Below are 11839 nucleotides of genomic sequence, written 5' to 3' on the forward strand. Positions count from 1 at the left end.
TACCGCTACTCGTTTCTGCTGTGTTCATACTTCTCTCTCTCCGCCCGTTCACTAAAAAGGTCGAGTGCACGATCGGCGCGTCTCTCGGTCGTGGACGGGCCGACGTGCGCAGATGGGCGTACGTCCGTCTATCGTCAACGTTGGATTGGTCGGCTTCGATAGTTTATGTGGCCTCGGCACTCACGACTCACAATCTATCCATAGTGAATGTGCTTAGAGCGTCTATGGGCCGTGCTCGTATCGCTACTGTTTGTCCAGCATCCGAATGCCGCGCTCCACGACAGCCTCGGTGACGAAAAGACTCGTCTCCCGCTGGAGTGCTCGCATACGCGATGCCGCTTCGTCCCTGTCGAGTAATCCGCGACCGTAACCGAGTGCGATGACACCGATTGAGCCGTGTACTTCGATTCCATCGGCTGACGCCGACTCCCGAGCGGCGAGATCGTCTGTCAGAAGAACGACTTCCCGTTCCCTCGCGACTGCTATCGCGGCACGCTCTCCCGCGTCCAGTTCCTCGAACTCGACTTCTGTTCCTTCGGCTTCGACACGTTCGTACGAGAGGTCTGCAATCCCATCCGGAAGACCTCCTCTTTCGATTTCCTCGTAGACCGTCTCAGGAATCAGTAGCGAATCAAACGCCGACAACAGTTCGATCGAATCGATTTCGGCGAGGTGAATGAGCGGCCCTGCGTCCGAGACAGCGGCAAGCGTCACGCGTTCAGGCCCCAGTCCACGTCTTCCTCGACGAGGTCACGCTCTCGTTCCACTCGTTCGACTTTCGTCCGGCCGACGCGCTCGACGGCCTCCTCGCGGTCGAGTTCGCCGTCGATGTACCGAGCGAGTACGAGGTCCTCCCACAGGTCTTCGAGACCGCGTTCGAGTGCCCGTTCGAACACCTCGGATTCCGGAAGCTCTCGGGCTTCCGCGATCTCACGGACCCGGTCGGAAATTTCGGCGGCCATACCGTACGATTGCTCGGCAACGTTCTTAAATCCGTGTCCGCCGTTCCGACGAGATCCTGACTGGGGCCTCTGTCTACTGCGGCCATTTCCGGATGCCCGCAGAGACACCGTCTATCGGCAAAAATGGCGGCCTCTGCACTCATAGGGTTCGTCGTCGCCGAGCGCCACCCCGGCTCGGAACGGTGCCGTCGTCATCGGCCGGTCGGCGCTACGGACGGAAGTCAGAAGAACGTTCGGAGACGTCGGTGCCGAGAAATCAAGAAGACGTTCGGAGACGTCGGTGCCGAATTCAGACGACGCGGGCGAACGCCAGCGTCCCGCTCGTTCGCTCGACGATCGCGCGGACGGTCTGGCCCTCGCGCGCGCCGGAGACGAAGATGGTGAATTTCCCCTTCTCGGCGACGCCGTCGCCCTTCCGGCCCGTGCCGGTGATCTCCAGTTCGTAGGTCGTCCCCTCCTCGACGGCGGGGCCCGAGGAGGACTGCGTCTTCGCCGCGCGCTTCGCGACGGGTCGGAACGCGCCGCAGGCCTCACAGCGGAGCATGTCGACGCCGTCCTCGGTGACGAGGCGGGTGTCCGGGAGGCCGCACTCCGTACAGGTGACGTACTCGGCGACGTACTCGTCGATGGCGGCCTCGAAGTCCGCGACGGTGAACGATCCGTTGTAGCGCGCGCGGTTCTCGTCGAGTTGTCCGTTCGTCCCCAGTTCGCGCTGGACGTTCCGGTGGACGTGCTCGACGTCGCGGCCGAGCGCGTCGGCGATGTCGCCGATGTTCGTCAGCCGGGTGAACGCCCCGTCGGTCTCGCCCGCGGGGTCGGGAATGCTGAGTCGTGACTGCTCTTCGTTCCGCTCCGGGAGCGCGTCGAGCGCCCTGTCGAGTGAGTCGGCGTAGTTCATACTCGCAAAAATGGGTGGGGCCGTATAGCCGTTCCGTGTGCCGTGTTCGCCCGCGACGATCGGCGGTGACTTCGGACCGCTGAGTCACTCCGCGCGGGGCGAGACGACCACGAGGTTCTCCTCGTCGACCAGGTTGGACAGCCGATCCCGATTCCCCGGATCGAACTGCCGCTGGCAGCGACGCGTCCACGAATCGGACGCCGCGACCGAGTGTGTATCCGTCTCAACGGACGCCGCGCCGCTGCACTCACCGGTCGAGCGGGCGGTGGACGCGTCCTGACCCGTCTCGGGTGGCCGTGCGTCGGTCCCGTCGTCCTCGGTCGCAGTCGTCGCGTCGTCTGTCGTTCGATCCCTTCGATGCTGGCGTGCGTGTCGGACGTTGGTGCTCACTGGTATCGGCGTCGGCGGACGTTCGTACGGCGGTACGCGGATCGGAAACAGGTCACTCGCGTACGCGTACGAGAGGCATATCATCAGCGACGGCCGTATCTATAATAAAAGTTTATGGATCAACTGACGAGGAACGATTCCGCGCTCGGTGACCGATCGAAGACTCAGCGGTCCGGGGCTTCGGCCCGCTCCCGCGCGGCGGCGACGACGAGCGGCAGCGTGACAGTGGCGTCGCCGACGACAGTCACGTTTCGCGCCGACTTCTCGAGTTTCCCCCACGAGCGGGCCTCGTCCAGCGTCGCTCCCGAGAGCCCGCCGGTGTGGTCGGGGTCCATCGTCAACTGCACGGCGTAGTCGTAGGCGTCGGGGATCGTCAGCATCGTCTGGAGGACGTAGTTCTTCGGGACGCCGCCGCCGACGACCATCGCACCGGCCCGGTCGGCGTCGAACGCGAGGTCCGACAGGTGCGTCATATCCCCCAGCGCGTCCAGTCCGAACTCGGAGGTCTGCGAGTAGATCCACGCCTGAATTCCCAACACGGAGTCCTGGATCGCCGGACAGTATATCGGGACGTCGTGTTCGTAGGCGGCGGCGGCGACACCGGCGTCCTCTTCGACGTTTCGCTCGCGGTTCTGCTCGGCGTTGGCCCGGCCGAGTTCCGCGGTGAACTCCTGAATCGACACCCGGCGCTCGACGGCGGGAAAGACGTTGTCGCGGAGGTGCGACTCGAACAGCGCGAAGTGCTCCTGGGGGAGATAGACGTTGTAGATCCGGTCGACGCCCTCGTCGCGGAGGCGCTCGTCGTGATCGCGCGGCGTCTCGCCGGTCGGCTCGGCGTCGGGCGCGGCGGGATGGGGATCGTGCGGCTCCGCCCGTCCGTGGTGGTGTTTTCCGCCGACCGCCTCGATGGCGTCGTGCGTCAGGTTCGCGCCCGTCGTCACCAGCGCGTCGATGTGTCCGTCGCGGATGAGATCGACGACGATCTGGCGCATCCCGGTCGGCACCATCGCCCCCGCGAGGCCGAAGAAGTTCGTCACGTCCTCGCGAGCGAGCATCTCCGCGTACACGTCGACCGCTCGGTCGACGGTCGCCGCACCGATCCCCGCCTTGCCGTACTCGGTCGCGAGTTCGCCGACGGTCATCCCGCCGCGGACCTGCGCGTGGCCGATCGGCGACTCGTGAAACTCCTCGCGGTCGGGCTCGTGGGATTCCTCGTCCGCCCCTGAGGGGGATTCGGAGCCCTCTGCGCCGCTCTCGTCGCTGTCGTCGCTCATACACCGTTCTGTGCGGTCCGGTCGGTTATGCTTCGCGATCCGTCGGGAGAACTGCGCGCTTCTCGATCCCCGTCCCGCGATCGGTTCTGTGCCCTCTCAGTCCGCTCCGACCCCCAGTTCCGTCTCCGCGGTCGCGAGGTCTCGCATCCCTCGCAGCGCGACGGCGACGAACCCGACCTTCGAGACGATGTCGAGGTACGTGAACACGAGGACCTGCGTCTCCGGGAGGAGCAGGCCGACGCCGGTGGGCGCGAGCAGCCACACGACGGGGTAGAGCGTCCAGACGACGACCGTGAGGTTCCGAAGCGTCACGAACGCCGACTCCTGTCGCGTTGAGGCGAACGAGGCCCGACGCGGGAGCGTCCGGACCAGCAGCCAGACCAACACGAGGTACGCCAGCGTCCCGACGCCGAACAGCAGGTACCGTGTTATCCCGCCGGCCGCGGTCGCGGCGACGCCGGCGACGATGACGACCGCGTCCACGGCCACGAGCGCGCCGATCACGCGGCGGCCCGGCTGCGAGAGCAGTGCGAGATACAGCACCATAAGCGGCGTCGTCAGCAGCCAGTCGGTGTAACGGACGATTTCGACGCTCGACCCGGCGACCGTGATCGTCCCGTAACCGAACGCCATTATCAGGTACGCGACGGCCGCGATGCCGGTGATACCGAACAGGACCGCAGAGAGGTCGCGGTTCTCGCCGCCGAGGAGGAGGCGATACGCCGTCGGCAGCGTCCCCGCGGTCATACCCGCGACGCCGACCCACAGCCACAGCGTGGTGCTGAACTCCATCTCAGTCGCCCCCCGCTCCGTCGCCGTTTCGAGCGCGCGGATCGGCCGGATCGAACCCGTCGGCCCGCAGTCCGGCGTCGGAGCCGCTCCCGTTGGTCGCCGGGACGGATCCGTTACCCCCCGGATCGACGCCGGTGTCCGCCGAGAACTCGCTCGACCCGGCGCGCTCGTCGACCGTGAAGTCTTCGAGCACCGTCCTGAGTTCGCGCGCCTGTTCGGTCAGTTGCTCGGCCGCGTCGCTCACTGTCGTCATCGTGCTGGTCTGTTGTTGCGCCGCCGCCGCCGCGTCCGTCGCCTCCTCGGCCGTCTGATCGCCGATGGCCGCGACGTCGTCGACGCGATCGACGACCGACGTCGCCGAGGACGCCTGCTGTGCGGTCGCGTCGCGAATCTCCTGGATGGAACTGTCGGTCTCGTCGACCGCGGTCGCGACGTTGTCGAGCGCGTCGATCGCGGCCTCGACGGTCTCGACGCCGCTCTCGATCCGCGCCTGCGTCTCCGTCATCGCCGTCGTGGTCTCGCCCGCCCGCGCCTGGATGCGGTCGATCCGGTCTTCGATCTCCGCGGCCGACTCGGCGGTCTCCTCGGCTAGCTGCTTGACCTCGTCGGCGACGACGGCGAACCCGTCGCCCTCTTCTCCCGTTCGTGCCGCCTCGATCGAGGCGTTCAGCGCCAGCAGATTCGTCTCCGCGGCGATGTCGGTGATCACGTCGACGACCTCGCTGACCGCGTCCAACTCCTCGGCGAGCGCGGTCACTTCTTCGGCCGTCTCGGTGGTCGTCTGTTCGACCGCGTCCATCTCCTCGATGGCGCGTTCGGCGTGCTCTTGGCCCTCTTCGCCGACCTCGGCGGCGCGCTCTGAGGCCTGCGCCACCTCGTCGACCGTGGCGGCGATCTCCTCGGCCGACGAGGAGAGCGCGTCCATCTCCGTCGAGACCTCGTGGAGCGCCTCGGTCTGCCGTTCGGCCCCGTCGGAGATCTCGGTCGTCGCAGTCGTCACCTGCGAGGAGGCGTCCATCACCTCGTCGGCTCCGTCGTCGACCCGCTCGGCCGCGGTGACGACGTGCTCGGAGAACGCCTTGACCTCGCCCATCGTCTCCGAGACCGCGTCGAGCATCTGATTGAACGAGGCGGCGATGTCCGCCATCGCCTCGTGTTCCGTGTCGGTGTCGAGACGCCGGGTCAGGTCGCCGTCGGCGACGGCGTCCATCACGGTGCCGTACTCGGCGGCGGTCGCCTCGAGCGTCTGGTTCTTGCGCTCGATCGCCTCCTTCTTCTCCTCGGTCGCGCGGATCTGCGAGCGCAGTTCCCCCCGCATCTCGTCGAAGGACCGATACAGCGTCCCGAACTCGTCGGTGCGCGTCGTCGAGAGGTCGACGTCCAAGTCGCCCTTCGCCATCGCGTCCGCGCGGCCGGCGAGCTGTCGGAGCGAGACGATGGTGTTCGATCCGACCACGACGCCGACGAACGCCAGGCTCACGAGCGCGAGCAGAATCAGCCCGACGACGAAGGAGGTGATCCGGTCACCGAGCGCGTAGGCCGTCGCCCGGTCGGACCGCGCGAGCACCGTCCACTCCAGCGTCTGCATCTCGGCACCGGCGACGAGCAGGTCCTCCTGCTCTTCGAAGCCACCCGACAGCGCCGAAACGTCCCCTTCGTAGTCGGTCAGGAGCCGTTCGCTCTCGGGGTGGGCGACGATCCGGCCCTCCCCATCGACGACGACCGTCGAACCCTGGCCCGCCGTCCGGGCGAACGACTCGGTGTGGGACTTGAGGTCGATCATGTAGATGAGCGCTTTCCCCTCCGTCCCCTCGACCAGCGAGATCACCGACACCACCGGGAAGTCGACGACCGGAACGGTGAACGGCGCGGTGACGTGGGTGTCGTCGGTCCCCTCGAACGTCGGCGGGTCGGTGGCGAACGGGGCCCCCGCCTCGGCGGGATTCACGCCCTCCATCCGCGGCATCGAACTGGCCTGAATCGTTCGCTCCTCCGTGTCGTAGTAGTGGATGGCCACGACGCCCTCCGGGAGCGCGTCGCGCTCTGCGGTTTCGGTCAGGTGCCTCGATATCGCCGCCGTGTCACCCGACGCGATCACCGACCGCGTCGAGTGCAGTCGCACCTGTCCTTCGATTCCACTGATCCACGTGTCGAGTTCGGCCGCCCGCGTCTCCGCGGACGTCCCCAACTCGTTTCTGACCTCGTCTTCGAGCGCGGCCGACGTCTCCTCCTGCACGACGAAGCCGAACCCGACGACGAGCGCCACGACCGCGAGCAGGGCGACGCCCAGTTTCGCCCCGAAACTCGATCGGACGGACTCGAACATTCCTGACCGTTTCATCTACGCCACGTAGCGAGACCTCGACTAAAAGTCCGACCCGCTGATTATCCGGCGTGATAACGCCTATATCAGTCCTGTGGCCGATTTCCGCGCCTCACAGTCCAGTCGGGTGTTCGAGCACCGTCGTCTCGACGCCCCACCCCGAAACGAGGTCGGCGAGCGCCTCGACGCCGAACGTCTCCGTCGCGTAGTGACCGGCGAGGAAAACGGTTACTCCGGCCTCGCGGGCCTCGTGGTAGACCTGCTGTTTCCCCTCGCCGGTGACGAGGGCGTCGACGCCCGCCTCGGCCGCTTCGCCGAGCCAATCCACGCCGGAACCGGTAACGATCGCGACCGCTCGGATCTCCTCGGGACCGAAGTCGAGCACGTGGGGGTCCCGACCGCCGGTGTCGAGACCGGCGAGTCGCTCTCGCAGTTCCGCGACGCCGTAGGCGTCCGACGCGCGGCCGCGCTGACCGATCGTGACGGGACCCAAGGACCCGAACGGCTCGCGGGTGTCGGCGTCGAGACCGAGGTAATCGGCGAGTCCGGCGGCGTTCCCGAGTTCCTGGTGCCCGTCGAGCGGGAGGTGTGAAACGTACAGCGCGAGGTCGTTCTCGACGAGCGCGGACACGTTCTCGTACTCGCGGCCGGTCACGCGGTCGAGGCCGCCCCAGACGAGGCCGTGGTGGGTCACGAGCAGGTCCGCGCCAGCGTCGGTCGCGGCCTCGATCGTCGCCGCCGCGGCGTCGACGGCGAAGGCGACGTGGTCGACCCCTGGCGACGAGTCGCGCCCGGTGCGGGCGAGGTCGCCGGGACCGACCTGAAGGCCGTTCGTGCTGGCGTCGACGTCGGCGTAGGAATCGGTGTCGAGTCGCTCGTCGAGCCTGCCGGTGAGCGTCGAGAGTTGCATATATCGGTCGACGAGCGCCGGGCGTTTGTATCTGTATGGACCGTCCGCGTTCGCCCGACGGTGTCGCCGGCCGTCACCCGTCCGCGTGCGAGAACACGAACTCCCGGCAGAGCTTCGCCGCCAGCGACGCCGCCTGGCCGTCGTCGCGGTCGTTGACCTCCACGACGTCGAACCCCTCGGCGTAGGGGGCGACTGCCCGGACGGCGTTTCGCATCTCCCGCGGGTCGAGCCCGAACGGTTCCGGCGTCCCCGTCCCCGGCGCGAAGCCCGGATCCGCGGCGTCGACGTCGACGCTCAGGTACGTGCTGCGCCCGTCGAGGTGGGTTTCGAGGTCGAAGTCGGGAACGTCTTCGGGGGCGACGACCGTCACGTCGTCGGAGTCGGCCCGCTCCCACTCCGTCGGCGAGCCGGTCCGCGCGCCGAGGACGACCGCCTCCTCGACGTCGACGTCGAGCGAGTCGTGGCCCTCCAAAATCCGCCGTGTCACGGTCGCGTGGCTGTACTCGTTCCCGTCGTACGCCTCGCGGAGGTCCAGATGCGCGTCGAGGCAGACGAACACGTCCGGCGAGACGGCCTCGACGCCCGCCGCGGTGACGGTGTGCTCTCCGCCCAACAGGAGTGGCAACGCGTCTCCGCGGACGACGTCACGGAGTTCTCCGGAGAGCCACGCCAGGTACTCCGCGGCGTCGTCCCAGGCGCGGACGTCGCCGTAATCGCACACGGAACAGTCCGAAAAACGCAGGTCGGTCCGCCGGTCGTAGTCGTCGAACGGCCGGGCGAACCGCCGGATTCTCTCGGGACCGAAGCGGGTCCCGGGTCGAAACGAGGTCGAGATATCCAGCGGGGCGCCCACGACGACGTACGCGGCGTCGGTACGCGATGCGGTCGCCCCTGGGAACATCTCCGATCAGACGATCTTCCGCTGGCCTTCGTAATCGAGGTATTCGATCTCGTCGTCGGGCGAGAGGTCCTCGCCCTCGGGGATGCGCATCGTGAACGTCTGGTAGGTGTCGAGGTCCATGATCTGGGCGTCGCCGTCGGTGACGGAGACGACCTGTCCCTGCTTGCGCTCGATGATCGGCACCCACACCTTCGCGTCGACCGGCTGGCTCAGCGAGCGCTTCTTGTCGTCGAAGACGCCTTTCCCCTCGACTCGCGCCTTGGCGCTGCCGTGTTTGCCGGGTTTCGCGGTGCTGTAGGCGTTGATCTTACACGGCGAGTCGTCCATCATCACGTAGCTGCCTTCCTGCAGTTCGCGGACCTGCTTCTGCTCTTTCGGCATACGTCGGGATTGTCGTGTGGTCGGTATAAACGGTTTGGAAACGGCGCGTGAGTTCGGTGAGACCCCGGAACTCTCGACTCCCCCTCAGGCGTCGTCCGGGTCGCCCTCGGCCGGTCGCCGGCCCGAGTGCTCGTCGGACCGCCGACGCGTCTCGTCCTGCCGCCGGGTGAGGCTCCCGAGCGAGCCGGCGGCCACGTTCGGGAGGCTGGCACTCAGGAGAATCGCCGCGGTCGCCTCGCCCGCCGTGTCCAAGAGCGGGAGCAGGAACTCGATCGGAAACGGCAGCGGCGCGTCGGCGACGACCGAGAGCGCGACCAGTCCGGGAATCAGGACGATCCCCCACGCCATCGCCGTCATAAGTCCGTGCCACGCTCCCTCGGCGGGATCCTCACCGGCGAGGTACCCCGCGAGCGCGCTCCCGGCGAGGCCGCCGACGAGCGTGACCCGTCCGGTCGCGGCGAAGACGAGCCCCTCGCTGCAGGCCGCGAGTGCGAACCCGCCCGCGACGGCCCGCCATCGCGTCATACTCGCGCAGTCGTCGGTTCGTCGGATAAATCCACGTGTCAAATGTTCAATGGTGATAACGAGATCACGGCCGTTCCCGCGTCGGAGTCGGCACCGAGTGAGGGGACGCCCGTCACTGTCGGCGAGGACGACCGCCACTCTCAGCGATGAAGACGGTACGACTCCCGGCGAGAACGAGCGCTATTCCCGGCGAAGTCGGTACTACTCCCGACCGCGCCGGTCGCGCATACTCTGTCGCGTGAACTGGGGCTTCGCGCGGATGCCCTTCTTCCGTCGGAACGACCGATACAGCGCCACCAACGCCGGCAGCGTCAGCACGGCGGCGACGACCGCCGGGACCACGCTCGCCCCCTCGAACGCGTAGAGGATCGCCGTCGAGAGCGCCCCGACGGCGACGAAGAGACCGTAGACGATCCGACGGGCGAGCCGATCCAGCACGTCGTTTTCGTCTTCGAGTCGGACGTTGATCGAGAGGTTCTCGCTCTCGACGCGGTCGAGCGTCCGGTTCAGCTTCGGCGGCACCTCGAAGAGCGCTCGGGACGTCTCCTGGACCTGTTTGCCGCCCTTTTGAATCAGCTGTCGGGCTGTCTCCTCGTAGTAGCCCTCCTCTTGGAGGTAGTCGGTCGCGACGGAGATGAAATCGAAATCGGGGTCGAGGGTCACGCAGACGCCCTCGACGACCGTCGCGACGCGGAGGACCAACGCGAGGTTCTGCGGCAGTCTGAGCGGGAACTCGTAGATGGTCGATTCCACCTGTTCGATGATCTGCTGGACGCGGTACTGCTCTATGTCCTCCCCGCGGGCGTCGGCGATAGCGAGTTCCATCACGTCGCCCATCACCTGGCGGTCGGCCTCCGGCGAGAGCGTCCCCATCTCGATGAGCGTGTCCAGGATCGCCTCGATGTTCTGGTTCGCGACGGCGACGTAGAAGTCGATGATCTTCTCCTGGATGAACGGATCGACCCGCCCCGACATCCCGAAGTCGTAGAAGATGATCTCGCCGGCGTCGGTGACCGCCAGGTTCCCCGGGTGGGGGTCGGCGTGAAAGACGCCGTCGTCGACGATCATCTGGAGGTAGACGCGCTGGAGCGTCGTCGCCAGCTGCGTGCGGTCGATCCCCTTCTCGTCGAGGGTCTCGACGTCGTTGATCTTCGTCCCCGGGAGGTACTCCATCGTGAGCACGCGCGGCCCCGATCGCGCATCGACGGGGCGCGGGATCCGGATCTCCGGGCTGTCGACGAAGTTCGTCTTGATCTCTTCGAGGATGCGCTTCTCCCGGCTGTAGTCCATCTCCTGGCGGATCGTCTTCGCGAACTCGTCGGCGAGGTTCTCCAGGGAGAACGCCCGCCCCTGCCCGATGAAGCGTCGGATGAGCGGCAGCGACCACCGCACCACCCGAAGGTCGGCCTCGACGAGGTCCTCGATCCCCGGTCGGCGGACCTTCACTGCGACCGGCTCACCGTCGTACCGCGCGGTGTACACCTGCCCCAGGCTCGCGCCGCTGATCGGCTCGCGGTCGAAGTCCTCGAAGGCGTCGTCGACGGGGCCGAGTTCGTCTTCGAGGACCCGTCTCGACTCCTCCCAGGGGGCCGGCGGGACGTCGTCCTGGAGACTCGACAGCACGTCGATGTACTCCGCCGGAAGGATGTCCGGCCGCGTCGACAGCAGTTGTCCGAGCTTGATGAACGTCGGCCCAAGCGTCAGCAGCGAGTCCAGCAGGATCTCTGCCCGTTCGATGCGTGTCTCGGCGTCGACGCGTCGAGTCCCGCCGAAGAGGACGTACTTGCGGCGGTCGCGCGTGTACGCGACGATCAGCGGGAGGAACTGTCGGACGACGACGAGGAATCGCCAGTACGCGCGGAGGTTCACCAGCGTGACCACCCGGCGGTTACGCGTCGTCTCCGGCCGACGTGATCGGAATCGTCTCGCCCGCTTCGGCGCTCCGCTTGGGAAGCGTGACGGTGAAGACGCCGCGTTCGACCTCCGCGGCGGCACCCGCACCCGTCGCATCCGGCGGTAGCGGCAGTTCGGCGTCGATGAACAGCGACCGGCCTTCCTCGACGTACGCGAACGACGCCGGCACGTCCTTCTCGCGTCGCGCTTCGACGACGAGTCGGCCGCGATCGACGCGCATCTCCGCGGTCTCGGCCGTCACTCCGGGGAGATCGAGCACGATCCGGTAGGCGTCCTCGGACTCCAACAGGTCGGCGAACACCGACTCCGGGAGTTCCCGAAGCGCGTCCCGCAGTGTTGTCATACCCACCGATAGGGACGGCGGGTCGAAAAAGCCCGCGGTTGGTTTCCGGGACGTCGGCCACAAGAGCTACAAGTGCCGATTTCTGTCGGTCCCGCCGAACGGCACTCCACCGTCTTCGAACGCCCTCGACCATCTCCGGACGCCTCTCGACAGCTTCCGAACGCCCCTCGTCCATTTCCGAGCGCCGTCGGATGCGACGAACCCTCCCGCGAGTCGACGGCGCGTG

General features: G+C 67.2%; 13 protein-coding genes. All 13 read right to left on the reverse strand.

Going from position 1 to position 11839, the window contains the following annotated elements:
* Positions 1-243: 243 nt before the first annotated feature.
* The 13 genes from NO876_RS02935 to NO876_RS02995 all read right to left on the reverse strand — a co-directional run bounded on the left by NO876_RS02935 (position 244) and on the right by NO876_RS02995 (position 11613).
* Positions 244-714 carry a PIN domain-containing protein gene (locus tag NO876_RS02935; protein WP_256420158.1) on the reverse strand — a complete coding sequence of 157 codons (471 nt, stop codon included), beginning with the start codon at positions 712-714 and terminating at the stop codon, positions 244-246.
* Entirely contained in the window at positions 711-962 is a 252-nt protein-coding gene (locus NO876_RS02940; RefSeq protein WP_256420159.1) for a hypothetical protein, read from the reverse strand. Before NO876_RS02940 ends, NO876_RS02935 begins: the two co-directional genes overlap by 4 nt.
* Positions 963-1251: 289 nt before the next feature.
* Positions 1252-1860: a translation initiation factor IF-2 subunit beta gene (locus NO876_RS02945; RefSeq protein WP_256420160.1), complete on the reverse strand. Its 609-nt coding sequence runs from the start codon at positions 1858-1860 to the stop codon at positions 1252-1254.
* A gap of 84 nt (positions 1861-1944) precedes the next feature.
* On the reverse strand, positions 1945-2250 hold the full coding sequence (locus NO876_RS02950) for a hypothetical protein (RefSeq protein WP_256420161.1): 306 nt from the start codon (positions 2248-2250) through the stop codon (positions 1945-1947).
* Positions 2251-2414: 164 nt separating this feature from the next.
* The gene (locus tag NO876_RS02955; protein WP_256420162.1) at positions 2415-3524 is read right to left on the reverse strand and encodes a deoxyhypusine synthase; all 1110 of its coding nucleotides are present in this window, start codon (positions 3522-3524) and stop codon (positions 2415-2417) included.
* Positions 3525-3620: 96 nt separating this feature from the next.
* Positions 3621-4316, reverse strand: a complete 696-nt coding sequence (locus NO876_RS02960; RefSeq protein ID WP_256420165.1) for a bacteriorhodopsin — start codon at positions 4314-4316, stop codon at positions 3621-3623.
* A gap of 1 nt (position 4317) precedes the next feature.
* A complete protein-coding gene (locus NO876_RS02965) occupies positions 4318-6657 on the reverse strand; it encodes a methyl-accepting chemotaxis protein (protein WP_256420166.1) in 2340 nt (779 codons plus the stop codon).
* Positions 6658-6751: 94 nt separating this feature from the next.
* Positions 6752-7549 (reverse strand): Nif3-like dinuclear metal center hexameric protein, encoded by a 798-nt coding sequence (locus NO876_RS02970; RefSeq protein ID WP_256420167.1) that lies wholly within the window; start codon positions 7547-7549, stop codon positions 6752-6754.
* Positions 7550-7622: 73 nt separating this feature from the next.
* Complete coding sequence (locus tag NO876_RS02975) at positions 7623-8450, reverse strand: agmatinase family protein (protein WP_256420168.1); 828 nt, start codon at positions 8448-8450, stop codon at positions 7623-7625.
* Between the two features lie 6 nt (positions 8451-8456).
* A complete protein-coding gene (locus NO876_RS02980; RefSeq protein ID WP_256420169.1) occupies positions 8457-8831 on the reverse strand; it encodes a translation initiation factor IF-5A in 375 nt (124 codons plus the stop codon).
* A gap of 84 nt (positions 8832-8915) precedes the next feature.
* Positions 8916-9356 carry a DUF5518 domain-containing protein gene (locus tag NO876_RS02985; RefSeq protein ID WP_256420170.1) on the reverse strand — a complete coding sequence of 147 codons (441 nt, stop codon included), beginning with the start codon at positions 9354-9356 and terminating at the stop codon, positions 8916-8918.
* 201 nt (positions 9357-9557) lie between these two features.
* Positions 9558-11237: an ABC1 kinase family protein gene (locus NO876_RS02990; protein WP_256420171.1), complete on the reverse strand. Its 1680-nt coding sequence runs from the start codon at positions 11235-11237 to the stop codon at positions 9558-9560.
* A gap of 7 nt (positions 11238-11244) precedes the next feature.
* On the reverse strand, positions 11245-11613 hold the full coding sequence (locus NO876_RS02995; protein WP_256420172.1) for an Hsp20/alpha crystallin family protein: 369 nt from the start codon (positions 11611-11613) through the stop codon (positions 11245-11247).
* Positions 11614-11839 lie beyond the last annotated feature (226 nt).

This window comes from Halobellus rarus (assembly GCF_024494595.1).
GTDB lineage: Archaea > Halobacteriota > Halobacteria > Halobacteriales > Haloferacaceae > Haloquadratum > Haloquadratum rarum.